Origin of the sequence: Arthrobacter sp. SIMBA_036, from assembly GCF_046535135.1 — a bacterium.
GTDB lineage: Bacteria > Actinomycetota > Actinomycetes > Actinomycetales > Micrococcaceae > Arthrobacter.
Genome location: NZ_JAWRXG010000006.1, coordinates 37,467 through 61,034 on the forward strand (window position 1 = coordinate 37,467; position 23,568 = coordinate 61,034).

General features: G+C 62.6%; 18 protein-coding genes and 3 tRNA genes. 10 read left to right on the top strand and 11 right to left on the bottom strand.

The annotated features are described in order from the left end of the window. Positions 1 to 24: 24 nt before the first annotated feature. Complete coding sequence (locus SB659_RS09725; protein WP_410550254.1) at positions 25 to 1,044, bottom strand: asparaginase; 1,020 nt, start codon at positions 1,042 to 1,044, stop codon at positions 25 to 27. Positions 1,045 to 1,289: 245 nt separating this feature from the next. Between SB659_RS09725 and SB659_RS09730 the strand changes: the two genes are divergently transcribed. After that, positions 1,290 to 2,339: a LacI family DNA-binding transcriptional regulator gene (locus SB659_RS09730; RefSeq protein WP_410550255.1), complete on the top strand. Its 1,050-nt coding sequence runs from the start codon at positions 1,290 to 1,292 to the stop codon at positions 2,337 to 2,339. A gap of 83 nt (positions 2,340 to 2,422) precedes the next feature. On the opposite strand, the gene SB659_RS09735 is transcribed toward SB659_RS09730, so the two are convergent. The 5 genes from SB659_RS09735 to SB659_RS09755 form a co-directional block, all read right to left on the bottom strand. Beyond that, positions 2,423 to 3,262 carry an aldo/keto reductase gene (locus tag SB659_RS09735; RefSeq protein WP_410550256.1) on the bottom strand — a complete coding sequence of 280 codons (840 nt, stop codon included), beginning with the start codon at positions 3,260 to 3,262 and terminating at the stop codon, positions 2,423 to 2,425. Positions 3,263 to 3,385: 123 nt separating this feature from the next. After that, positions 3,386 to 3,826 carry a hypothetical protein gene (locus SB659_RS09740; RefSeq protein WP_284977246.1) on the bottom strand — a complete coding sequence of 147 codons (441 nt, stop codon included), beginning with the start codon at positions 3,824 to 3,826 and terminating at the stop codon, positions 3,386 to 3,388. An 8-nt stretch (positions 3,827 to 3,834) separates the two neighbouring features. Beyond that, positions 3,835 to 4,446, bottom strand: coding sequence for a bacterial proteasome activator family protein (locus tag SB659_RS09745; protein WP_410550258.1), 612 nt, complete (start codon positions 4,444 to 4,446; stop codon positions 3,835 to 3,837). 82 nt (positions 4,447 to 4,528) lie between these two features. Continuing rightward, positions 4,529 to 5,068 (bottom strand): PadR family transcriptional regulator, encoded by a 540-nt coding sequence (locus SB659_RS09750; protein ID WP_410550259.1) that lies wholly within the window; start codon positions 5,066 to 5,068, stop codon positions 4,529 to 4,531. Between the two features lie 31 nt (positions 5,069 to 5,099). After that, a complete protein-coding gene (locus tag SB659_RS09755) occupies positions 5,100 to 6,083 on the bottom strand; it encodes an NAD(P)H-quinone oxidoreductase (protein WP_410550260.1) in 984 nt (327 codons plus the stop codon). Positions 6,084 to 6,182: 99 nt separating this feature from the next. Between SB659_RS09755 and SB659_RS09760 the strand changes: the two genes are divergently transcribed. Together SB659_RS09760 and SB659_RS09765 are read left to right on the top strand one after the other, a co-directional pair. Next, positions 6,183 to 6,273 (top strand) — tRNA-Ser (locus SB659_RS09760). Between the two features lie 142 nt (positions 6,274 to 6,415). Further along, the gene (locus SB659_RS09765) at positions 6,416 to 7,201 is read left to right on the top strand and encodes a VOC family protein (RefSeq protein WP_410550261.1); all 786 of its coding nucleotides are present in this window, start codon (positions 6,416 to 6,418) and stop codon (positions 7,199 to 7,201) included. A 65-nt stretch (positions 7,202 to 7,266) separates the two neighbouring features. Here SB659_RS09765 and SB659_RS09770 read toward each other — a convergent pair whose 3' ends face one another. Beyond that, positions 7,267 to 9,219 (bottom strand): FAD/NAD(P)-binding protein, encoded by a 1,953-nt coding sequence (locus tag SB659_RS09770; RefSeq protein ID WP_410550262.1) that lies wholly within the window; start codon positions 9,217 to 9,219, stop codon positions 7,267 to 7,269. Between the two features lie 59 nt (positions 9,220 to 9,278). Between SB659_RS09770 and SB659_RS09775 the strand changes: the two genes are divergently transcribed. After that, positions 9,279 to 11,504, top strand: a complete 2,226-nt coding sequence (locus SB659_RS09775) for a prolyl oligopeptidase family serine peptidase (RefSeq protein WP_410550263.1) — start codon at positions 9,279 to 9,281, stop codon at positions 11,502 to 11,504. A 214-nt stretch (positions 11,505 to 11,718) separates the two neighbouring features. Then, positions 11,719 to 11,806: transfer RNA gene (locus SB659_RS09780), tRNA-Ser, on the top strand. Between the two features lie 344 nt (positions 11,807 to 12,150). On the opposite strand, the gene SB659_RS09785 is transcribed toward SB659_RS09780, so the two are convergent. After that, positions 12,151 to 13,596, bottom strand: a complete 1,446-nt coding sequence (locus SB659_RS09785; RefSeq protein WP_410550264.1) for an MFS transporter — start codon at positions 13,594 to 13,596, stop codon at positions 12,151 to 12,153. A gap of 104 nt (positions 13,597 to 13,700) precedes the next feature. Next, the gene (locus tag SB659_RS09790; RefSeq protein ID WP_410550265.1) at positions 13,701 to 15,866 is read right to left on the bottom strand and encodes a RecQ family ATP-dependent DNA helicase; all 2,166 of its coding nucleotides are present in this window, start codon (positions 15,864 to 15,866) and stop codon (positions 13,701 to 13,703) included. 140 nt (positions 15,867 to 16,006) lie between these two features. On the opposite strand from SB659_RS09790, the gene SB659_RS09795 reads away from it, so the two are divergent. The 3 genes from SB659_RS09795 to SB659_RS09805 are packed head-to-tail and all read left to right on the top strand — an operon-like array spanning position 16,007 to position 18,449. After that, on the top strand, positions 16,007 to 17,425 hold the full coding sequence (locus SB659_RS09795) for a phosphomannomutase/phosphoglucomutase (RefSeq protein WP_284979084.1): 1,419 nt from the start codon (positions 16,007 to 16,009) through the stop codon (positions 17,423 to 17,425). Positions 17,426 to 17,437: 12 nt separating this feature from the next. Beyond that, on the top strand, positions 17,438 to 17,974 hold the full coding sequence (locus tag SB659_RS09800) for a hypothetical protein (RefSeq protein WP_284979085.1): 537 nt from the start codon (positions 17,438 to 17,440) through the stop codon (positions 17,972 to 17,974). A 4-nt stretch (positions 17,975 to 17,978) separates the two neighbouring features. Then, complete coding sequence (locus tag SB659_RS09805) at positions 17,979 to 18,449, top strand: RrF2 family transcriptional regulator (RefSeq protein ID WP_284979086.1); 471 nt, start codon at positions 17,979 to 17,981, stop codon at positions 18,447 to 18,449. A 101-nt stretch (positions 18,450 to 18,550) separates the two neighbouring features. Here the strand turns inward: SB659_RS09805 and SB659_RS09810 are convergent, their stop codons facing one another. After that, a complete protein-coding gene (locus SB659_RS09810) occupies positions 18,551 to 20,377 on the bottom strand; it encodes a phosphoenolpyruvate carboxykinase (GTP) (RefSeq protein ID WP_284979087.1) in 1,827 nt (608 codons plus the stop codon). A gap of 283 nt (positions 20,378 to 20,660) precedes the next feature. On the opposite strand from SB659_RS09810, the gene SB659_RS09815 reads away from it, so the two are divergent. After that, positions 20,661 to 20,734 (top strand) — tRNA-Arg (locus SB659_RS09815). 218 nt (positions 20,735 to 20,952) lie between these two features. Here SB659_RS09815 and SB659_RS09820 read toward each other — a convergent pair. Continuing rightward, the gene (locus tag SB659_RS09820) at positions 20,953 to 21,681 is read right to left on the bottom strand and encodes a FadR/GntR family transcriptional regulator (RefSeq protein ID WP_410550266.1); all 729 of its coding nucleotides are present in this window, start codon (positions 21,679 to 21,681) and stop codon (positions 20,953 to 20,955) included. A gap of 392 nt (positions 21,682 to 22,073) precedes the next feature. Here SB659_RS09820 and SB659_RS09825 point away from each other — a divergent pair, with 392 nt between their 5' ends. Beyond that, complete coding sequence (locus tag SB659_RS09825; RefSeq protein WP_410550267.1) at positions 22,074 to 23,531, top strand: dihydrolipoyl dehydrogenase family protein; 1,458 nt, start codon at positions 22,074 to 22,076, stop codon at positions 23,529 to 23,531. Positions 23,532 to 23,568 lie beyond the last annotated feature (37 nt).

Genomic DNA, 23,568 nt, shown 5'->3' on the forward strand with positions numbered 1-23,568 from the left:
TTAAGTCCGGGAGCTTTTGGGGTGTCAGGCGGAAGGTTTGGGGGGCCTCCCTCGGTGGGTGAAGATTTCGCCGATCCGCTCCGGGCCGGTGTTGATGCTGAGCAGGAGGTTGAGCAGAATCAGGGCCTGCGACGGCCGGAGGTGGCCAGAGCCGATCGCCCCGGCGGCCCGGAGGTCTTCACCGCCGCCACCAGCACCGTAGATCGGGACCACAGGTCCGGCGTCCACGCGGGTGCTCGTGATAACCACGACGCCGGACGCCACGGCAGCCGCGACTTCCGAACAGAGGCTGGGGTTGGCATTGCCGCTTCCGGTGCCTTGCAGGACGATGCCTGTCGCGCCGGCCCGAAGGGCGGCGCGCATCAGGGTGGCGTCGGCGCCGGGATAGGCGGCCACGAGGTCGACGCGCGGGCAGGTTCCGCCGGGTTCCGGCAACGGCAAAGGCTCAGGCCGGCTGCCGCCGTCGAGCATTGCTACCTCTCCTTGGGCACTGACGCGACCGAGTGACCCGAAATCGGGGTTGGCGAAGGCATCAAGCCGAAGGGTCTGGCTTTTGCGGATCCCGGCTGCGGGAAAGATGCTGCCGGCAAAGTGAACCATGACGCCCTTACCCCTCCCCTCCTTCGAACCTGCAACGGCGATGGCGCGGGCCAGGTTGTCCGGCCCGTCGGGGGCTTCCGAGTCGGCAGCACGCTGCGAGCCGGTGAAGACGACCGGGCGCACGTCGTCATGGGTCAGGTCGGCGAGGAAAGCTGTCTCTTCCATGGTGTCCGTTCCGTGGGTCACCACGACACCCAAGACGTCGGGATCTTTGAGGACATCCTTGATGGTGGCGCAGATCCTGAGCATGTCCTCGAAGGTGAGCAGATACGAACCTTTCTGGAACACATCCAATACCCGGACTGGGTGGGAGGTCGGTGAGCCCATGGCTTTGAACACCTCGGCACCCGTATCGGATGCGACAGCCCCGCCTGTGCGGGAAGAGCGCGACGAGATGGTGCCTCCCGTGGCCAGCAGCACGACGTGGGCGCCGGTAACAGTCATTTCAGCTCCATTGGTTGCTCTGCGGCCAGCAACCCAATCGTTTGGGTACCTTTCCGCATTAGGGGAAGAGGCAAGAGTGGTGAATGGCGCCGGGGGTGTGGCGCCTAGTGGTTTGCCCGTTACCCAATCGTTTGGGTAACACTGAAAAACGACTATAGAATGTGAAGGGGGTCACGTCAAGGGGTGCCCTAAGACCTTCCGTAACAGACCTGGGCTACAGTGATGCCGGTGGGCAGGAGAGGGACATGAAAGAAAAGGCCGACGGCGACGCTGCGGTCACGTTGAAGGATCTGGCACGGGAGCTGGGCGTTCATCCGTCCACGGTTTCCCGGGTCCTGCACTCCGGGTCCGACGTAGCCAAGGGAGCGGCCTCGGCTGCGACGGCGGAGCGCGTCCGTGAACTGGCCCGGAAGCTTGGCTACTCCCCCGATCCGCAGGCCGCCAGCCTTCGGACCAGGCGGACCAAGTTGCTCGGCGTCATCGTCCCGCGACTCTCGGACCTGGTCCTCGCAATCATGTACGAGGGCATCGACGCGGCCTCAGCGCAGGTGGGTTACTCCGCTTTCGTGATGAACTCGCGCGACGACCCCGAAGAACAGCGACGGAAGATTGACCTCATGCTTGCCCGCAGGGTGGACGGCCTGATCATTGGCGACGCCCATCTGGACAGCAGCCTCCTCCAGGAACTTACTGACCGCAAGGTTCCCTTCGTCCTGATGAACCGTCGGGTGCCCGGCTACCCATCTGCCACGTGTGACGACGTCGTTGGCGGTGAATTCGTCGCTGCTCACTTGTGGGAAATGGGCCACCGGCAAGTGGCAGTTATTGCGGGCGAACCGTATGCGAGTACCGGCGTCGACCGTACAGCCGGATTCCTGAACCGCTGGCGGTCACTGGGTGGCACCATTTCCGACGACGACGTGGTGCTGTCCAGGTTCGATACGGCCGGCGGCCGGGAGGCCGCAGAAAAAATCCTCGCCAACAGCAAGATCTGCCCTACCGCCATCTTCGCCGTCAACGATTTCGCAGCCATTGGAGCCATGGGCGCTTTGCGCTCCCGCGGCCTCACAGTAGGAGAGGACGTCGCGGTTGTGGGCTACAACGACACGTCCCTGGCGGCCGAGCTTCCCGTCCCGTTGACTTCGGTCCATTCCCCGATGGAGGACATCGGACGGACGGCAGTGCAGCTCATGCAGGCCGTGCTCAGGGGCGAAAAACCCGAGCCGGCAAGGTTAACGCCAACGCTGCGGGTGCGGGAAAGCAGCGCTGCAAAGGCGCCGTCGATTGCCGGTTAAAGCCGTCGTCACTTAACCAAAAGCGCCCCGCGCACAACCGAATGGTTGCATGCGGGGCGCTTTTAGTTAGCGCTGAACAGTGCTTAGGCGAAGTCGGAGACTGCAGGATCGGGGCCGATGCGGCCTTCGGTGCCGCGGTCCAGACTGCTGATGGCCTCGACGTCGGTTGCGTCCAACGTGACGTTCAAGGCGGCGAAGTTCTCCTGGATCCGTGACTCGGTGACGGACTTGGGGATGACGACATTGCCAATCGCCAAGTGCCATGCGATGACAACCTGTGCCGGTGTGGCACCGTGCTTCTCAGCGATCTCGGCAATAGTGGCGTTCTCCAGAAGTTCGCCACCCTGTCCGAGGGGAGACCAAGCCTGGGTCAGGATGCCCTTGGAGGCGTTGAACTCGCGGAGGTCGGCCTGGTTGAAGAACGGGTGCAGTTCAACCTGGTTGATGGCCGGAACGACCCCGGTTTCGTCGATGATGCGCTGCAGGCCCTCCTTTGTGAAGTTGGAGACGCCGATGGACTTGACCCGGCCGCGCTTCTTGAGCTCGATCAGGGCCTTCCAGGTGTCGACATACTTTTCCTGCTTGGGCTGCTGCCAGTGGATGAGGTAGAGGTCCAGTGTCTGGATTCCGAGGCGGTCCATGGACGCTTCGAAGGCCTCCAGCGTGGACTCGTAACCTTGGTCGGCGTTCCACAGCTTGGTGGTGATGAAGATTTCCTCAGCAGACAAGCCCGAGGACGCGATGGCACGGCCGACGCCGGACTCGTTGCCATAGATCTTGGCGGTGTCGATGTGGCGGAAGCCGGCTTCGAACGCTTGACGCACCACTTTTTCGGCTACATCGTCTTCAACTTGCCACACCCCGTAGCCGAGCTGGGGAATGGTGTTGCCGTCGTTGAATGTAAGTGTGGGAGAGGAAGTCATGGTCCCATAGTGCCAGCAGTGGTTGCCTCAGGCACCCAGGATTGTCCTTATCAGCTATCCGCTTAACTCCTTGTAAAAACGGAATAACCGCGCACGCCCGTAGTTGCTGACGCGGCCTTTACCCTAGCCTCGGAGTTGGCGCTCAGCGTCCTCGACTTGTTCGTAGACCGACTCCAAGCGACGCCGGACAGACAATGCGCCCACGGGCACCGGACCCACCGCAAGCCGCAACATGGCGGCAGCCTCTGCCGTGGTGGCCAGCGAATTTCCGGCTTTGGACAGGGCCCGGTGCACACCGGCGAGCGGCCCCGGGACGTCCAGCCCATCACTCGGAGAGCGCTTCTGGGCCTCCACACAAATAGACCTGACACGTGGGGATAATTCAGCGAGCTCGTTGGCGATTACTAAAAGTTCGCCATAGAGCTGTTCGTCGTCTACGCCCTCAAGGACCTGGTGATACCGGTCCAACCCGCGGTGAAAGCGGTCGTGGGCCCTGCGCCAAATACCCTTGCCGAGCTCAAGATCATCTCTCCGCCCTTGCCGGACGGCCCCAAAGAAACCCATGCGCCAGCTCAGAGGTACTGGCCGGGACCGTGGTCCGGATCTTCCGGGCGCCCCCGCGGCGCGGTTCCCGGAGCGCCGGGAGCAGCTGCGCGCTGGGGCTGGCCGTTCTCGCCGATGACGATTCCGGGTGCGATCACCGTGCCCGGCGGGAGCTGGCGGAGTTGCATTTGGGCGGCTGCGTGCTCCTTGGCGGCCTGCTGCGCCGCTATGGCCGCCTGGATTCCGTGGAAAAGCCCTTCGAGCCATCCCACAAGCTGGGCCTGTGCGATGCGCAGCTCTGCGTCGCTGGGGGTGGTTTCCTCGGGAAACGGCAACGTGATCCGCTCCAGCTCTTCGATCAGCTGCGGAGCGAGTCCGTCCTCGAGTTCCTTGATGGAGCGTTCGTGGATTTCGGCCAGGCGACCCCTTGCGGCGTCATCCAACGGGGCACTCTTTACCTCTTCAAGGAGCTGGCGGATCATGGTGCCGATCCGCATGACCTTTGCCGGCTCGTCCACGAGTTCTTGGAGGGTAGCGCCATGCGGCGGCTCCGCGGGTGCTTCGGCATCCACGGGAGTGCCTTCCACGGGGGTGTCGTCCGAAGCCTCATCCGCAGGCTGAATGTTGTTCAGATCGCTCATTGGTTCATACTCTCATGTGGTTCGCAGGGTCCCGGAGCCGAGGGTCAATTTTGGACTTCGTCCGTAGCGAAAAGGCCCGGAACTACTGGTTGCCTCCCGCTTGGAATTGGACCATCCGCGCCTCGCACAGATCCAGCCAACGCACCTCAGCCTCGGCTTGGAATATCAGCGAATCCAGGACGAGGAGCCATGCCGTATCCGCGGGTCGCTGGTTCGCACCGACCGACTTCCTGGACTGCGTATGTTCCTGTAGGGCCCTGAGGGATGCCTCGCGTTGGGATTGGATGACGGCCGAAACATCCACTCCGGGCATCGTCACAGCGAGCGCGAGTTTGATGGCGATCTCGTTCCGGGGCGGATTGCCCCGGTCCACCGCCCCTGAAAACCACGTCCGGACTTGCTCAGCCCCCGCCTCGGTGAGGCTGTAGATGACGTGGCCGCCGCCGTCGTCGCCCTCTTTGGTGACTAAGCCGTCCCGCTCCAACCGGTCCAGAGTGGTGTACACCTGTCCGATATTCAGCGGCCAGGCTGCACCGGTCCGATCCTCGAACTCGACGCGTAGCTCGTAGCCGTAACGCGGTTGGCCGTGAAGCAGTGCCAGCAGGCTGTGCCGGATAGACATGGTGCTCCTTTGCTGCCTTGGGACGGACGGATCAGAGAAGCAACAGCACCTTGCCCATGTGCTCGCCGCTATCGAAGTATTCGTGGGCCTGCCGGACCTGCTCCAACGGGAACGTCTTCGCTACGAGGGGCTTGATGCGCCCGTCGGTGAGCATTGGCCATACAACCTCGCGGACGGCAGACATGATGATGCCTTTTTCGGCCACCGGGCGCGGACGGAGGGCGGTGCCGATGACGGCGGCGCGCTTGCTGAGGAGCTGCCCAAGGTTGATTTCGGCCTTGGTCCCGCCCTGGAGGCCGATGATGACCAGGCGGCCGTAGTCGGCGAGCGCATCGATGTTTTGTTGCAGGTATTTGGCGCCCACGACGTCGAGGATCACGTCTGCGCCTTTGCCTCCGTTGGAAGCTTTGAGGCTTTCCGGGAAATCCTCCTCGGTGTAATTGATGGCGATATCGGCCCCGAGGAAGGCTTTGGCCGTACTGACCTTTTCGTCTGTCCCGGCCGTTGTTGCCACGGTAGCTCCGTACGCTTTGGCCAGCTGAATGGCCATGGTGCCGATGCCGCCGGTGGCACCATGAATGAGGACGGTCTCACCGGGCTGCAGCTGGGCTGTCATGATGAGGTTCGAGTACACGGTCGCTGCGACTTCAGGAAGGGCCGCCGCCGTGATCAGGTCCACGCCTTCGGGAATCCGGAGGACCTGTTCGGCCGAGACCGCAACCTGTTGGGCGTACCCGCCACCGGCCAGCAGGGCCACCACTTTATCTCCGAGGGAGAAGGCCTTGGTCACGCCGGGACCGAAGGCCGCGATCCGGCCCGATACTTCAAGTCCGGGGATGTCCGAGGCGCCCGGAGGCGGCGGGTAGAAGCCGCGGCGCTGCTGGACATCGGCCCGGTTCAGGCCGGCGGCGACGACGTCGATCAGCACCTCGCCGTTGCCCGGCACCGGAGCAGGGACTTCCCGGATGTCGAGGACCTCGGGCCCGCCAGGCTCTGAGATGTAGACGGCTTTCATGACGAACTCCCGGTTTCTTGCTTGTGCTCCAGCCCCGGGGCAGGGACTGGTACGGGCTGTTTTGGTACAGCCAACTCCCTATGAAAGACTACTAGGCAGGGAAGGTTGTCCGAGCGGCCTAAGGAGCTGGTCTTGAAAACCAGTGTGCGGTAACCCCGTACCAAGGGTTCAAATCCCTTACCTTCCGCCAATGCAGTGCCCCGGGTTCCAGCCCGGGGCACTTTTGCGTTTTCATTGAAAGTGTCAGACCCCCCGCATAGTCTTCTCAGTGTCTCCACCATCTTCGGATACCGCCGAATCTTGGCAGCAGAACAACAACGGGAGCTTGACGTATGCCTACCCCTGATATCACCCCCGGCGCTCCATGCTGGATCGACCTCATGACCACCGATACGGAGAAGGCGAAAGCTTTCTATACAGCCCTCTTCGGCTGGACGTATGAAACAGGCGACCAGGAAACCTACGGCGGTTATATCACCGCTTCCAAGGATGGCCGTTTGGTTGCCGGCATTATGCAGAAGCAGGAAGACATGGGCGGCATGCCCGATCTCTGGTCCACCTACCTGCGCACGGACGATATCAAAGCCACCACCGAAGCTGCCGCCGCGAACGGCGGCCAGGTGTATATGGAACCCATGGATGTCCCCGAACAGGGCGCCATGGCTATGTACGCTGATTCATCCGGAGCCTCCGTTGGTGCGTGGCAATTCGGGCAGATGAAGGGCTTCCAGCTTGCTGCGGAGTCCGGCGCTCCGGCGTGGCATGAACTCCTCGCCAAGGACTATGAGTCTGCTGTGGCGTTCTACCGGAACGTCTTTGGGTGGGAAACCGCCGTCATGAGCGACACCCCGGAGTTCCGTTACACCACCTTGGGCTCCGGCGACGACGCCAAGGCAGGCATCATGGACGCATCCGGATTCCTTCCGGAGGAAGTTCCCTCCATGTGGAGTGTGTACTTTGCCGTGGACGATGTAGGCGCCACTGTGGAGCGGGCCGTGGGCCTCGGCGCCTCGGTGATCCAGCCTGCCGAGGACACGCCTTTCGGGCGGCTGGCCACCGTATCCGATCCCACCGGCGCGGTTTTCAAGGTGGTACAGGCCCTGAACCCGGGCGCGTAGGGCTGTAAAGCTCACATCTTAAGGGCAGGGCCGCTCAGTGAGTGATGGGCGGCCCTGAACCGCTGTTAACAGCCGAGTATGCCGCGCGCGATTTCATCAGCGTCGCGGAGGGTGCGCTGCCCACTTGAGTAGACCGGCCCGGCGAGCGGCCGCGCCTCTGCGGCAATCGCAGTCCCCCATTGCGACGCCGAAAGTTGCAGGCCCAGAACATACAGACCCTCGGTGACGGAGCCGTTGGCAGCAACCGGGCGGTACGGATGTGGCTCCACGTCCAAACCTGTGGTCTGCATGGGCATTCCTTCAACACTCATCATGATCTTGGGCCGCACCAGCCCATCAGCGAGGAGCTGTTCCAGCAGCGGGGAAACATTGACGCCCACCCTGTTTGCCGGGGACATCGCCTCAATCAGGGTCCTGGCTTCGGCTGGCGAATCGCGTACCCACGGCGACGTCGCCCGAAACACCCGCGCGCCCCGGTCCACTGTGAATTTGGGGTCGGGCCCGACAAAACTTACGACGCCGGCACGCGCCAACGCGGCCAACTGTTCCGAACGGATGGCGGGCGGACCACTGGCCAACCCTTCGACGAACGATTCAAACCAACCCCGTAGCCCCGCCAGCCAGGATTCGTCCGTTATCCCGCCGTCGGCTACTACGGATTTGAGGATGGCGCGGCCCGTGTGGAGGGCTCCGATGGCCATCTTTATCGGATCCGATTCACCCAATGCGGAGCGTCGTGCGTCGTCGTCCAAATAGGCTGTGACCGCTGCGTCCAGTTCCTTACGGGAGCCGAACGTGCGGCCGGCCAGCGGGGCGGCAAGGGCTCGTAAGTTCAGCCGGCGGCAGGCCAGCACATGCTTTTCAACCAGGTCCCCTACATCGTGTTCCCAGTTCGCGGTGGTGTGCGCGTGGGGTTGGAGCGCATCCGCAAGATCAGTCAGGAATTGGGCCGCATCACGGATAGCAGCGGGCTGGGAGGCCGCCAACGTCGAGTAGTAGGCCCACAACGCGTCCCGGTGCAGCAGTGGCCACAGGTCATGGTCAAAACCAGGCTGGATGCCGGCAGCGCGGAACCGGTCCACGGCATCTTCGGTCAGGTACCTCATAGTGATGCTCCGCGGATAGTACCCAGCCAAACCCGCTTTGGCCCGATACGGCGTTCCGCGGCGTGAGGCGGCTATGATCTTGGGCTCCCGGCCGGACGCACGGTATTCGAGTACCCCGGCACCCGGCAGGCCGGCGTCGACGAACTTGCCACCGCGGCCCTCAGTCAGCTGACCCATGACGTCGAAAAAGTTAAGGCCCATGCCCCGCACCAGGACCGGTTCGTTGTCAGGCACGGCCTGCCAGTCGACATCCGCCGGTGCTGCTGGGGGGAAATAACGCAAACCGCGCTCTTCCGCGGCGCCCTGGAAGGACCGCTGCTCGGGATTCAACCGGGATTCGATGTGGCCCAGGGCCAGCACCACGGAGTCGACGGTGAGCCTCGCGCCGTCGGCCAGTTCGACGTCGAACATCCCATCCCGGCGTCCGGCGGGGCGGACCGCAAGCGCTGTCGTCTCCCTAAAGGTGACCGCGACGCCGTCGGGTAGTCGCTCAAGGACCGACTCCAGGGTTTGGCGCAGGTACCGCCCGTACAAAGCGCGGCTGGGGAAATCGTGGGACTCGAGGGTGGCCAGCTCCGCCTTTTCGGCGTCGTTCAAACCGATGCCATCACGACGCCGAAGTTCGCGCCACTGGTCAAAAGAACCGCCGGCCAAAGGGGGTGCCAGTTCGGCGTCTTCGGGGATGAGCGTGGGATAGAACGCCTGGGTGTTCATCAGGTACAGCCGGGATTGTTCCGGCTGCCACACGTGTCCCGGGCCCGCTTGGTAAGGATCGACGACGTCGATCTGCAAGCGTCGCGCGCCCACTGAACGTCCCATCGACGCCCAATTCGCGAGCAACCGCTCAAGGACGCTGGTGCCCCGAGGGCCTGCCCCGATCAGGGCAACACGGTTGGTTTCGGATATAGCCACGCTCAAGCTTAACTTCCTGTGACTTGCTTACCGCTGAACAGTGTTGCTTGGATGGGCCCATGACCACCACAGAAGCTGATCACACGCCACTTCCCGGGGATGGCGATGCCATCGACGGTAAACCCAGGGGCCGCCACGCTGCGGACATCGCCCCCATGCCAACGGATGAGAACATCTGGCTTGAAGACATCCACGGCGATCAACAGCTTGCTTGGGTCCGTGAGCAGAACGCCCGCACCGAGGAATTGTTGGAGGACTCCGATTACGCGGCAGTCGAGGCCGGAATCCTCGAAGTCCTTGATTCGACGGACCGCGTCGCCATGGTCAACAAACGCGGAAACTTCTACTACAACTTTTGGAAGGACCAAGAGCACCCCAAGGGCCTCTGGCGACGGACCACGTGGGAGAGCTACCTGACAGACGCTCCCGAGTGGGACGTGCTGCTGGATGTCGATGCATTGGCCGATGCGGAAGGGGTGGAGTGGGTCTTCCACGGCGCCGGTTTCCTGCGCCCTTCAGACGGTGCCGCCTACCGTTTGGCCATGGTCTCCCTCTCCCCCGACGGCGGTGACGCTGACCGCCACCGCGAGTTCGACGTCGAGACCCGCACTTTTGTCGAAGGGGGCTTCGACCTGCCGACGGCGAAGGGGAACGTTAGCTGGCTGGACGCTGACACACTCTTGGTATCCAGCACCGCCGATGGCCTGCCTGCGACCTCATCGTCGTACGCCCGCACTGGCGTGAAACTCTGCAGAGGCCAGGCCCTTGCTGATGCTGAGCGGCTCTTCGAAATTCCCGAGGACCACATGCTGGCCATGGTGGCCCACGATTCCACCCCAGGTTATGAGCGGACCTTCGCCGTTGATTACATCGACTTCTACAACAGGAATACCTGGCTCCTGCGCGAGAGTTCGTGGGTGAACATTGACGTGCCCACGGATGTGAATATCAGCGCCCACCGGGATTGGTTGTTGTTCCGTCCACAAAAAGACTGGCAAGTAGATGGCCACACGTACCCGTCCGGGTCCCTGCTCGCTGCGGACTTTGAAGGGTACCTGGCCGGTTCGCGCCAGTTTGTGGTGCTCTTTTCACCTGACGAGCACACATCGCTGCAGTCATGGAGTTGGACCAAGGACTACCTGCTCCTGAACTTGTTGCGCGACGTTTCCTCCGAGATCCGAGTGCTCGACCCGTCCACATCCGGCGCCAACGGCGGCTGGCGCTCCACCGTGTTGGGCGCGTGCCCGCCCCTCCACGACGTCAACGCCTACGCCGTGGACGACGAGGATACCGATCAGACCGGTGCAGGCAACGACTTCTGGCTCGTGGCCACCGGGTTCACGACTCCAACCACGCTCACTCGCGGGACTCTCACCCCGGGTCCGGACGGCGAGGTCATGAGCCAACGCGCAGAGATCAAACGGTCGCCGTCGTTCTTCAACGAAGCCGGGTACGAAGTGCAGCAGCATTTCGCGGTCTCTGCGGATGGAACACGCATCCCTTATTTCCAAGTGGCATCCAAGGATTTGGTGCTGGACGGCCAAAACCCCACCCAGTTGTCCGGCTACGGGGGATTCGAGATCTCCCGCACGCCCGCGTACTCCGGAACGATCGGACGGGCTTGGCTCGAGCGCCGCACGTCGTCCGACGGCGGCGACGCTCCCCACGCACGCGGCGGGGTCTACGTTGTGGCCAACATCCGCGGCGGGGGCGAGTACGGACCTGCTTGGCATCGCGCGGCGTTGCAGGAAAACCGGCACCGGGCCTACGAGGACTTCGCCGCAGTGGCCAGGGACCTCATGACGCGCGGGGTTACCAGCCGGCGTCGCTTGGGTTGCGTAGGCGGCTCCAACGGTGGACTCTTGGTCGGCAACATGCTCACCCAGTACCCGGAACTCTTCGGCGCAGTGTCCTGCGGGGTGCCGCTGCTGGATATGCGCCGCTACACCAAGCTCTCCGCGGGATACTCGTGGATTGCCGAGTATGGAGACCCGGACGTGCCCGAGCAATGGGAATTCATCCGGACCTTCTCGCCGTACCACCTGCTTCGGGACGGCGTGGACTACCCGGAAACGTTCATCTGGACGGCGACATCCGATGACCGCGTAGGACCTGTGCAAGCGCGGAAAATGGCGGCACGAATGCAAGCAATGGGCATTCCCAACGTCTGGTTCCACGAGGCCCTCCAAGGTGGGCACGCCGGTGCCTCGGACAACCGCCAAGCCGCTGCCCTGCAAGCCCGGAGCAACCACTTCCTGTGGCGTTCGCTGGCGGGCGCCAAGTAGGGCGGGCCACTTCAGGCACCCGGCTTGGGCCGGACTCGGGCGGCCGGCTTGGGCCGGGTTCGGGCCGGGGTTCGGACCCGACTCGATGGTTCGCTGCGCAGGAGGCCGGGCGCACGGCACAGTTGGCAGGGAACCACCGAATCGGGCGCTTCCCGGGCTGTTTTGCGCTAGACCACAGGTTCTGCGTATCCTTGGTGGGCTAGCAATAGCAAACGGAGACGTGCCAGAGCGGCCGAATGGGCTTCACTGCTAATGAAGTGTGGGGCACAACTCCACCGGGGGTTCAAATCCCCCCGTCTCCGCGTGTGTGATGAGTCGAGACATCCTTCACGGATGAGTCGAGTCATCGGTTACACCCCGGTCTTCGGACCGGGGTGTTTTACTTTTGTCCGGATTCTCTGGATTCTCTGGGTTGGTAGTTCTTGGTGGGGTCGATGGTGAGTTCGCGGATGATCTCGCCGGTTGTTGCGTTGCTGATGGTGACGTCGGTGTCCCGGACGAGCAGGATGACGTGCGTGCAGGCGATGGCCCGCCCGCTGCCGAGACTGTCAACGATGTCTCGAAGTGGTCCCGGCTTTCAACCGGACCACCTGCGTTTAAGGGGTTCTGTCCCTGGGCCGGCGCCTCATTCCCGGGGAGGCAGCGGCTAGGGATTTGCCTGCTTTCGCTTGGCCCCTCCGCTGACTTCCGCACCGGCGTGCCGGTGCAGAGTAACGCTGTCGGCTGTGCTGATGAGCATCAGCGCCGCCATAGCAAGGAACGCCCCTTTGTAAACCCCCACGTGATCGGGACCGAACAGATGTGACGTCTCAAAAGATCGAAGGAACAAAGCGGCTATGGCGATTCCACCAGCGGCGGCCAGCTGAACCAGCGTTGCGGAGATCGCGTTGGCCGAAGGGAGCTGGGCCGGAACGATGTCCGCGTACTGCACTGAGGCATAGGCCGAGAAACCGATGGAACGGAACGCGCCACTGAAAAGTAGAAGAGTGAAGATGAGCGGTTCAGGTGTCTGGGCCGTCAGGAGAGCGCACATCGCGAACGTCAGGGCTGACGCCAGCGACGCGAAGACAAGGACTGGCTTGAACCCAAAGCGACGTATGAGTGGAGTCGTAGCGGGCTTGATGCCGATATTACCCACGAAGACTGCGGCGACCATGACCCCGGCCTTCAACGGGTCCCACCCGAACCCGTCTTGGAACATCAGGGGCAGCAGGAATGGCACCGAACTGATAGTCAGACGGTAAACGAAGCCGCCAGTCGACGTCGTACGGAAAGTCTTGGTCGCAAAAACAGCGAGGTTGAACAGCGGAACCCTCGCCTTGGACATCCACCAGACAGCTCCCCCGAGGGAAAGCACACCGCCGACGACCGTTACACCGGCCAGCAAGTTGGACCCGCGCCCGCCGAGGGCTTCAAGGCCCACCACCAACGCGCCGACCCCCAGGGTGGTGAGCGCCAAGCCAAACCAATCGAGTCGACGATCGGAGTCGAAGTTCGTTCGTGGAACCAGGCGCAGGGCTGTTATGAGGGCAGCGATTCCAAGCGGAACGTTGATGAGAAAAATCCAGTGCCAGGACAGGAAGGTGGTGAGGGCACCGCCTACCATCGGAGCCAGCACGGGCGCTAGGAGGCCCGGCCACACCAGATAGGCGGTGGCTCGCAGCAGCTCGGACTTAGGGGTGCCGCGCAAAACCACCAGCGTTCCGACGGGGACCATCATGGCACCGCCCACGCCCTGGGCCACACGGCTGAGCGTAAGCACCGGCAAGCCCGTGCTGAGCGCGCAAAACAGCGACGCGATGGTGAATATCGAAATAGCCAGGCAAAAGACCCTGCGGGCACCGAACCTTTCAGCGAGCCAGCTGCTAAGAGGAATTCCCATGGCCACCGTCACCAAGTATGCGGTCATGGTGACATTGATATCAGCCGGGGCCGCATGGAAATCCGAGGCGATGCTGGGGATCGCTGTGGTGAGGATTGTTCCATCCAGGAACTCCATGAAGAACGTCGCTGCAACCAGAAGGGCCAGTTGCGGCCGCCACGACCTCTCCGCGGCGTCGACGGTTTGGATATCTCTGGGATTTGAGGTCATGGCTCCGGTCCAAGGTATGCCTGGTCCAACCGTGGGGCGGACACGGACGGGTTTCTCTGATCCTAGCCGGAACGCGTGAGAGCGCTCACAAGATGACGTGCCAGCTAGCCTGCCTGGGCCAGGGCCAACGGGAGCACCGCTCCTACGCCGGCTTGACGCAACGCCCGGGCCGAAACAGTCATGGTCCAACGGCTGTCTATGAGATCGTCCACCAAGAGGACCGGCTGTCCATCGATCCCGGTAAGGCCTTGGGCTAACTCCGGGCCCACCACGAGGCGGTCCCAGGCTCCCGCGAGCCTGTACGCGCTGTTGCCCCCGCGGGAGCCCGCCGGGCCGCCGTGAGCGATCTGCAGTTGGCCCAAGTAGGGCATACGACCAATACCGGCAATTCCTCGGGCAAGCGAGTCAACCAGCAAAGGCTTACTCCGCGAAGGGATACTGATCACGGCCGCTGGCCGTCCTGCGCCACTCCACGCGGGACCCCCTTCAGCGCCCGACCATTCGCGCAACACCTGCACACACGCTGTCAGCATGCCCGGGTCTACGGAGCGGTCGGGGGCGCCCGCCGCGAACAGGTCCCGGAGGGCGCCACCCCAGCCCAAGTCGGTGAGCCTCGCCAAAGCACGCCCTCCGGCCGCATTTTCGTCTGGCTTGATCTTGCCTTTGACGGCAACGCCAAGACGATCCATCCCTGAGGGCCACTGGAGTCGTGGTTCGATCACAACGCCGGCCCGGCGCAAGGTTTGCCCCGCGGCGTCGGCGGCGGACGCCGCTATGTCCACAGGAAACCATCGACCTGCACAATTATCACAACGACCACAGGCGGTAGCGCTCTCGTCATCCAGCACGGAGGTGATGTACTCCATGCGGCAGCCCGCCGTGTCTTGGTAGATCACCATGGAGTCCTGCTCATCGACACGGGCCTCCGCGATACGCGCGTAACGCTCGGCATCATAGGCCCAGGATCGTCCAGTTGCTTTCCACCCGCCGCCGACGCGTTCGACAGCTCCGTCCACGGCCAAGACTTTCAACAGGAGCTCCAATGGCGTTCGTCGAAGATCCACTCGCGCCTCCAGGGCAACCGTGGAAAGAGCTGCCCCTGCCTCACCGAGAACCGACAATACGGCGGCTGCTTTCTCAGCTGATGGCATGGACGCCGTAGCAAAGTACTGCCAGATTTCACGGTCCTCAGCTCCTGGGAGGAGCAGTACGTCAGCGTTGGCCGCTCCACGCCCGGCACGACCAACTTGCTGGTAGTAAGCGACCGGTGATGAGGGCGCACCGAGGTGGATCACGAACCCCAGATCCGGCTTGTCGAACCCCATACCCAAGGCGGAGGTGGCCACAAGGGCCTTCACCTTGTTCTCCTTAAGTAACTGTTCAGCCCGCTCCCGGTCCGCCGGATCGGTTCGCCCTGTGTAGGAAAGGACGTTATGGCCAGCCTCGACCAAAAGCCGGGCTGTGTCCTCCGCCGCTGAAACAGTGAGAGTGTAAACGATCCCGCTGCCGGGCATCTCAGCCAGGTGGGTCAGCAACCAGCCCAACCGGTCCCGGGAGTCGGGCAGGCTGAGCACCCCGAGCCGTAGCGACTCCCGGCCAAGGGCCCCGCGGATGGTCAGCACGCCCTCACCGAGCTGCTCCTCGATATCATGCACCACCCTTGAGTTCGCCGTTGCAGTGGTAGCAAGGACCGGAACCGATGCCGGCAGTTGGGCTATCAAGTCGGCGATGCGACGATAATCGGGGCGAAAGTCGTGCCCCCAGTCGGAAATGCAATGAGCCTCGTCAATAACCAAAAGGCCCGTCCTGCGGATGAGCTCCGGAAGCTGGTTTTCCCTGAAAGACGGGTTGGTGAGCCGTTCGGGAGATACAAGGAGCACGTCGACCTGGTCCGCAGCCAACTGACCCAGCACGCTATCCCAGTCAAGCGCATTGGCAGAGTTTATGGCGACAGCCCGCACACCTGCGCGGGCTGCTGCGGCCACCTGGTCCCGCATGAGCGCGAGCAAGGGCGAGACGATCAGCGTCGGACCTGCTCCCCGCCGGCGCAGTAGCAATGACGCCACAAAGTAAACAGCGGACTTTCCCCAGCCGGTGCGCTGGACCACCAACGCGCGCCGCCCCTCGTCGACCAAAGCCTCAATAGCCTCAAATTGGCCGTCGTGGAACGCGGCTTCAGGGTGCCCCACCAATTCGCGGAGGCATTGCAGGGCGTCCTGTCCGGTAGGTGATTGCACTGAAACTGAAGCGTTCGGGGAGTTGTTGGCCATCACTCCAGTATTCCAGTCGGTCATGAGGGCCGGAATCGCTGGGCCTCCTATGTGGACAACAGCAGCCAAGGCCCATCGGCTGTCCACAGACAGCGGCCGGCATAGGTGCCGAATTGCGCGTCCACAGTAGGATTGAGCCCGTGACTAAAGAGCAGAACAAGACATTCGACCTCTCCGCTTCCTTCAAGGCGTATGACGTCCGTGGCATCGTGGGTGAGTCCATCACGGCCCAGATCGTCGAGGCCGTCGGTGCTGCGTTCATTGACGTCCTGGGCCTCGAGGGCGGCACAGTGCTGGTTGGGGGCGATATGCGCCCATCTTCACCGGAGTTCAGCGAAGCCTTCGCCAAGGGTGCAGCAACACGGGGAGCCAACGTGCAATTGCTGGACCTGATCTCCACCGATGAGCTTTATTACGCATGCGGGGCCCTCAATGCTGCAGGCGCCACGTTCACGGCGAGCCACAACCCTGCGCAGTACAACGGCATCAAAATGGCCAAGGCCGGAGCGCAACCCATCTCTTCTGAGTCCGGACTTAAGGAAATTCAAGCCCTCGCCGAGCAGTACCTGAACGCCGGCGTTATCCCCGCCGCGGCCAGCCGCGGGGAGATCGGCGTGCACGATGTCCTCAAGGACTACTCTGTGTACCTGCGTCAACTGGTTGATCTCTCCGGTTCCCGTCCGCTGAGGATTGTGGTCGACGCGGGCAACGGAATGGCGGGCCTGACCACACCGGCGGTCCTGGGCGACAGGTTGCTTCCGGCCCTGCCGTTCGAGATCATCCCGCTGTACTTCGAACTTGACGGCTCGTTCCCGAACCACCCGGCCAACCCGCTGGAACCGGAGAACCTCCGCGATCTCCAGGCCGCCGTCATCAAGCACGGCGCCGACATCGGCTTGGCGTTCGACGGCGACGCTGACCGCTGCTTTGTGATCGACGAAAACGGTAACCCGGTTTCCCCTTCCGCCATCACTGGCATGGTCGCCCGCCGCGAGATCGCCAGGGCACAGGCAGCGGGCGAACAGACCCCCGTCATCATCCACAATCTCCTGACGTCCAAGGCCGTTCCGGAGCTCGTAGCTACAGACGGCGGTCGCGCAGTCCGGACCCGCGTGGGGCACTCGTTCATTAAGGCCGTCATGGCCGAGGAAGGAGCAGTCTTCGGCGGGGAACACTCGGCCCACTTCTACTTCCGCGATTTCTGGAACGCGGACACCGGAATGCTTGCCGCCATGCACGTCCTCGCCGCCTTAGGAGAGCAGGACCGTCCACTGTCCGAGCTCGGACGCCAGTACGAGCCCTACGTCTCTTCCGGGGAAATCAACTCGGAGATCGAGGACAAAGCCGGAGCGGTGGAGCGCGTCCGCGTGGACTTCGAAAATGAAAACGTAGAAATCGATCATTTGGACGGCAGCACCTTCACTGCCAAGGACGGTAGCTGGTGGTTCAACTTGCGTCCATCCAACACCGAACCATTCCTCCGGTTGAACGCAGAGGCCACGGACCAGCCCACCATGGAAAAGATCCGTGACCGTGTCCTCGCCCTGGTCCGGGCTTAGGAGCCGGACAGTATGAGCGAATTGGGCACCGGCGATGCCATCCCGGACAACGGAAATTCCGGCGATACCCCGTCCGGGGAACCAGCTGCGTCAGCGGAATTTACTGGTCCGCAGGAGTCGGTTCAGGATAGGGAGTTACGGGAAACCCTGGGAACCGGGCTAGGCACGGCTCAGGAGCATCTCCAACAGAACGGCGGATTCTTTCCCTTCGGCGTAACGCTCTTAAATGATGGAGAGCTAAGGGTTCTCCTCGTCACCCCCGGCGAGCCCGATGAGGACGGGGAAGTCGATGCCGGAAAGATGCTGGACGATCTTCATGAGCTGCTTCGCCAAAGCCGTGACGAGTTCCGGGCCGCAGCAATCATTAGCGATGTCAGCCTCCCGGAACACGGCTCCGACGGCATTCATGGTGCGGCCGAGCACCGGGATGGAAGCGTGCGCGCCGCCATCATTCCCTACACCCCGGGTGCTGAGGGCTTCGTCTTTCAGGCGATGGAACCCGACACCCACGAGCCATCCATTTGGGTGGACGAGAGCTACCTAGGCTGAATCCATGAAGATCAACGCCTTCGCCGATGTCAGCCTTCGCGCCATCATGGTGTTGGCGGCGGTTCCTGAGGGCGCCCTGCTGACCACTCAGGCGGTGGCCGACGCAGTCGGAACACCGTACAACCATGTCAGCAAGGCAATGGTTCGTTTGCGCTCGCTCGGCTTTATCGACGTTGAACGTGGCCGTCTGGGCGGTTCGCGGCTTAGCGAATCCGGGCGTAAAGCCACCGTTGGAACGCTCCTCCGCCATTTGGACAGCCGGCAAGACCCCGCCGAGTGTCAGTCAAGCACTGGGGATTGTCCGCTCATCACCGAATGCGCACTGCGCCATGCCATGAGTCGCGCACGTGAGGCTTTCTACCAGGAGCTCGACGGAGTAGTCATCTCATCGCTCCCCCATGCTCGACAAATGAACCCGGTTTTCCAGTCCATCGGCCTCCGGCCTGAATTCAGGAAGCCCGCGGCGCAACTCTGACCAAAGCACTCTGACCAAAGCACGACGGCGGCCCGTCACCCTTCAACCGAGGGTGACGGGCCGCCGTCGTTCACTTAAGAACGCCGTTGTTCCTAAGAGGTCTAGGCCAGTCGGGCCTTAAGGCCATCCAGCTCGGACTGCAGTGCCGCCGGGAGTGATTCGCCGAAGTTGGCAAACCACTCCTCGATGGATGCCAGCTCGGTTGCCCACTCGTCCGGATCCACCCGAACAGCGGCTTCAACCTCGGCCGGAGTCATGTCCAGGCCTTCCAGATCGATGGCTTCACCGGTCGGAACAAAACCGATCGGCGTCTCCACCGCCTCAGCCTTGCCTTCGAGGCGCTCGATAGCCCATTTAAGGACGCGGGCGTTGTCGCCGAATCCGGGCCATGCGAATCCACCCTCAGGTGTGCGTCGGAACCAGTTGACCAAGAAGATCTTGGGCAGACGGGCGGGGTTGGCCTTGGCGGAAAGGTTCACCCAGTGGTTCAGGTAGTCACCCGCGTCGTAACCGATGAAGGGAAGCATCGCCATTGGGTCGCGGCGTACAACCCCGACGGCGCCGGCAGCCGCAGCGGTGGTTTCCGAGGACAGCGTGGAGCCCATGAAGATGCCATTTGACCAATCGCGGGCTTCGGTCACCAGCGGGATGGTGGTCTTGCGGCGGCCACCGAAGAGGATTGCGGAAAGTTCCACACCATCCGGGCTGAAGTACTCCTCAGCGAGCATGTCGATCTGGTCGATCGGCGTGCAGAAGCGCGAGTTGGGGTGCGCCGCAGGTGTATCCGAGTCCGGAGTCCAGGAGTTGCCCTGCCAGTCGGTCAGGTGCGCTGGAGTTTCCTCCGTCATACCCTCCCACCAGACACCGCCGTCATCGGTGAGGGCCACGTTGGTGAAGATGCTGTTGCCCTTGGCGATGGCGCGCATGGCGTTCGGGTTGGTGCCCCAGCCGGTGCCGGGAGCAACCCCGAACAGTCCTGCTTCAGGGTTGACGGCGCGGAGCTCACCTTCTTTGCCGAAGCGCATCCACGTGATGTCATCACCGAGGGTTTCCACCTTCCAACCCTTAATGGTGGGGTCCAACAGCGCAAGGTTGGTTTTTCCGCAGGCCGACGGGAAAGCAGCGGAGACGTAGTAGGTCTTCTGCTCAGGGGACGTCAGCTTGAGGATGAGCATGTGCTCAGCCAACCAGCCTTCATCGCGGGCCATGACAGAAGCAATGCGCAGCGCAAAGCATTTCTTGCCGAGCAATGCGTTGCCACCGTAGCCCGAACCGAAGGACCAGATGGAGCGTTCTTCGGGGAAGTGCACAATCCACTTATCCGGGTTGCAGGGCCATGCGACGTCGGCCTGACCGTCTTCCAGCGGAGCGCCGAGGGAGTGCAGAGCCGGAACGAAGAATGCATCGGTCTGCGTAATGCGGTCCAGGACGTCGGTGCCGATGCGGGCCATGATGCGCATTGAGGCAACCACGTAGGCGGAGTCAGTGATCTCGACGCCAAACTTGGGATCCTCTGCATCAAGGTGACCCATGACGAAGGGGATGACGTACATGGTGCGGCCGCGCATGGAGCCCGCGAACAATCCGCGCAGCTTCTGCTTCATCTCGGCCGGAGCCATCCAGTTGTTGGTGAAGCCGGCGTCGCGCTTGTTTTCGGAGCAGATGAAGGTCTGCTCCTCTACGCGGGCAACATCGGCCGGGTCAGAGAACGCCGCGAAGGAGTTGGGGAACGTTTCCGGGTTCAACCTCTGCAGGGTCCCGGCTTCGACGAGTTCGTCCGTTAGTTTCTTGTTTTCTGCTTCACTACCGTCAACCCAGTGGATTCGCTCGGGCTGGGTCAGTTCGGCAACTTCCTCTACCCAAGCCAGAAGGCCAGCATGCGTAGTAGGTGCCTTCTCAAGCAGCGGCAGTCGCGCCAGATCGCCCATTGCGGTTCCCTTCCTCGGGTTCAGTGGTGTGTCCTAAACGATAGGGGCCGCGGACCAGACCAATCCGTTGTCAGACATATGACGTCCACCTACGCAAAAAGCAAAAACCTCTAGAAATCAAGGGAGCGGACGCAGAAACGCGACATTTAAGTGACTAAGGTCACGTAGACCGGTCTAGTCGGCTAGGTAACACCAGTTGGATTTGGAACTTCACATGAACTTCTGTAAAGTTTATTGAGGTTCGAGGGGGTCTGAGAAACAGACTGCCGCGAAACACGAAAATGCGCCCATAGCTCAGCTGGATAGAGCGTCTGTCTACGGAACAGAAGGTCAGGGGTTCGAATCCCTTTGGGCGCACAAATCAAGACCCGCATCGGTTAGCCGATGCGGGTCTTTTTGTTTCTCCACCAGGACAATTTCTCCCGGCCCGCGCAAGCCCGCCAGAGGCAATGCGCAAGCCTACCTAAGGCAATGAGCAGCAGCGCGCGTGGGCACCCCGGGCCTGCTCTGCGGCTACTCAGTAGGGCGCGGGAGGGAGACCTGCCCCCACTCGCGCCCCAATTAACCGTCCCCAACTAGTCGCGCACGGCCTCTCCGATACGGCGCCGAATACCGTCAAAATGCCGGTTAAGCAGCTCGGCGGCCAGGACTTTATTGCCCGCCGCCACTGCCGCGTAAATGCTGCGATGGTTCGCGGCGGTCTTGATCAAGTCCTCATTGCCGGGCCCGATCTCCAGATGGATCTTTCGGTACACCTTCCAGAACACGCCCATCAGGTTGATGAGGAGTTCATTGTTGAGGGGTTCGAATAGTCTGCGATGGAACTCGGCGTCGGCCATGACGAAGTTTTCCCCGGCACCCGCCAGCTCCTCCATCTGCTTGACCGACTCTTCAATGCTGGCCAGCTGTTCTTTGGTCATGACATCGATGGACGAGCCGATAAGTCCCGACTCAAGTGCTTGACGCACGTCAACCAGCTGCAACGCTTCGAGCCCCTGGTGACGAAGCGATAGTCTTCCCCGGAACGTGAGTCCGTCTGCGAGCGCGTCGAAGTTAGTGGGCGCCACGAACATGCCGAAACCGTGGCGGATCTCGATGACGCCGAGCGCCTGCAGGACTTTGAGGGATTCACGTAGCGTGTTGCGGCCGACGCCGAGTGCCACGGATAGCTCATTCTCTGTCGGCAAGGGATCGCCCGCCTCGAGCTCACGCTCCAGGATCAGTTCCATAATGTCCGACTGCAAGGCTCGCAGCCTGGTCTGTGCGCTGAACCGCGCTTGCGGGACCACACCGGAAGTTGTCATGGCGCTCTCCTTGCAAATGCACCAACCGGGAGTTCGGAGGGTTCGGATGCTCCAATTCCGGACGGTGCAGCGTTAATGTTGAGGCGAGCTTATTACCCGCCGCAGAATCGTGACAATATCGGATGTCCCACCTCCTTCATAGGTCATGTGGCCAAATCCGTCGAGATTTCGCCTGCCCGCACAGCCTCCGTTCTGCTGGATCATTCAAACGCGTCCACGCGGAAGGGCTGTCGTGAGGGGGTTCTGCACGGGTTGACCTGCCGATGATCCAGCAGAACGTAGCGATGCACGAGTAGCCCTTCGTTGCGGGGCCCGCTCTGCACCCCTAAACACGCTCAAACCCGGCAAAGCGGGCCCCGCAACGCAGGGGGAAGCGGCGGTAGGCTTTCCACATGACTGCCGAGAACTCCCGCGAATTTGATGTCATTGTGATCGGCGCCGGCGCCGTAGGAGAAAACGTTGCGGACCGGGTGGTTCGAGGCGGCCTGTCTGCCGTGATCATAGAGAACGAACTGGTGGGCGGCGAGTGTTCCTACTGGGCATGCATACCTTCGAAGGCACTCCTGAGGCCGGGCAGCGTGCTCCACGCAGCCCAGGGAATTCCCGGCGCAGCGGAAGCTGTCACCGGAACAATCGACGCCCACTCCGCGCTGCAGCACCGGGATTGGTTTACCAACAACTGGCAGGACAGCAGCCAAGCGGAGTGGTTGGACAGCGCACGCATCGAACTCATTCGCGGCCGGGCCCGCATCACCGGCCCGCGCGAGGTCCTTGTCGATGGGCTCGACGGCAACAGCTATGCGCTCAAAGCACACCACGCAGTGGTGGTGGCTACCGGCTCCACCCCCTCCATACCAGACATCGATGGCCTCAGCGACGTGCCCTTCTGGACCACGCGCGGAGCTACGGCAGCCAAGGAAGTTCCGAAGCGATTGGTGGTCCTCGGCGGTGGGGTCGCCGGCGTCGAACTGGGCCAGGCCTTCTCTCGACTCGGATCCGAGGTGGCCGTGGTGGCCCGGGGTCGGCTACTGAGCAGCTACCCGGAGGAGGCCGCCAGCCTGGTGTTGGCCGGGCTTCGGGCCGACGGCATCGACGTCCGCCTTCACACGGACGTCGCGAAAGTCGAGAAGAACGACGACGGTTCCATCACTGTGACCCTCGACGGCAAGAACCTCACAGCGGACCAACTCCTGGTCGCATCCGGACGCCACCCCGCGCTGGCCAATCTTGGCCTGGAAAACGTTGGCATTGAGGCCCCTGACGGCAAGCCCCTCCGGCTGACTACTGATCCCAGCGGGCTGGTGGATGGCCCTGCCAGCGACGGCACCAGCGGGCTCTGGCTCTACGCGGCCGGAGATGCCGCCGGCAAGGTCCTCCTGACCCACCAGGGAAAGTACGAGGCCCGCGCCACGGGTGATGCAATCGTCGCCAGGGCCAACGGCAAGCTCCACGGAGCACCGCAACCGTGGAGTCCCTGGGCCCACACGGCCAATGAACATGCGGTCCCCAGCGTTGTCTTCACCGACCCGGAGGTGGCCTCGGTGGGTCTCAGCCTGGAACAGGCGCTGTTGCAGGGCAGGAACGTCACCGGCGTGGAACTCCCCATTGATGTCTCCGGGGCGCAGCTGTACTCCCCCGATTACAAGGGCTGGGCCCAGATGGTGGTGGATGAGGACCGTAAAGTGATCATTGGGGCAACTTTCGTGGGCCCGGGCGTCGCCGAGTTGCTGCACTCCGCCACGATCGCGATCGTTGGCGAAGTGCCCTTGGACCGCCTCTGGCACGCGGTTCCTTCCTATCCCACTATCAGCGAGGTCTGGCTCCGCTTGTTGGAAAAGTACGGCCTCTAGGCACCCTGTCTCGAGCGCACCACCCTATTTGAACTGA

Excerpts from the sequence above, each read along its gene's own strand:
- SB659_RS09825 (WP_410550267.1), top strand. The coding sequence starts at position 22,074 with ATGACTGCCGAGAACTCCCGCGAATTTGATGTCATTGTGATCGGCGCC.
- SB659_RS09765 (WP_410550261.1), top strand. The coding sequence starts at position 6,416 with ATGCCTACCCCTGATATCACCCCCGGCGCTCCATGCTGGATCGACCTC.
- SB659_RS09800 (WP_284979085.1), top strand. The coding sequence starts at position 17,438 with ATGAGCGAATTGGGCACCGGCGATGCCATCCCGGACAACGGAAATTCC.
- SB659_RS09740 (WP_284977246.1), bottom strand. The coding sequence starts at position 3,826 with ATGGGTTTCTTTGGGGCCGTCCGGCAAGGGCGGAGAGATGATCTTGAG.
- SB659_RS09820 (WP_410550266.1), bottom strand. The coding sequence starts at position 21,681 with ATGACAACTTCCGGTGTGGTCCCGCAAGCGCGGTTCAGCGCACAGACC.
- SB659_RS09755 (WP_410550260.1), bottom strand. The coding sequence starts at position 6,083 with ATGAAAGCCGTCTACATCTCAGAGCCTGGCGGGCCCGAGGTCCTCGAC.
- SB659_RS09805 (WP_284979086.1), top strand. The coding sequence starts at position 17,979 with ATGAAGATCAACGCCTTCGCCGATGTCAGCCTTCGCGCCATCATGGTG.
- SB659_RS09785 (WP_410550264.1), bottom strand. The coding sequence starts at position 13,596 with ATGACCTCAAATCCCAGAGATATCCAAACCGTCGACGCCGCGGAGAGG.
- SB659_RS09750 (WP_410550259.1), bottom strand. The coding sequence starts at position 5,068 with ATGTCTATCCGGCACAGCCTGCTGGCACTGCTTCACGGCCAACCGCGT.
- SB659_RS09775 (WP_410550263.1), top strand. The coding sequence starts at position 9,279 with ATGACCACCACAGAAGCTGATCACACGCCACTTCCCGGGGATGGCGAT.
- SB659_RS09810 (WP_284979087.1), bottom strand. The coding sequence starts at position 20,377 with ATGGGCGATCTGGCGCGACTGCCGCTGCTTGAGAAGGCACCTACTACG.
- SB659_RS09790 (WP_410550265.1), bottom strand. The coding sequence starts at position 15,866 with ATGGCCAACAACTCCCCGAACGCTTCAGTTTCAGTGCAATCACCTACC.
- SB659_RS09730 (WP_410550255.1), top strand. The coding sequence starts at position 1,290 with ATGAAAGAAAAGGCCGACGGCGACGCTGCGGTCACGTTGAAGGATCTG.
- SB659_RS09735 (WP_410550256.1), bottom strand. The coding sequence starts at position 3,262 with ATGACTTCCTCTCCCACACTTACATTCAACGACGGCAACACCATTCCC.
- SB659_RS09725 (WP_410550254.1), bottom strand. The coding sequence starts at position 1,044 with ATGACTGTTACCGGCGCCCACGTCGTGCTGCTGGCCACGGGAGGCACC.
- SB659_RS09745 (WP_410550258.1), bottom strand. The coding sequence starts at position 4,446 with ATGAGCGATCTGAACAACATTCAGCCTGCGGATGAGGCTTCGGACGAC.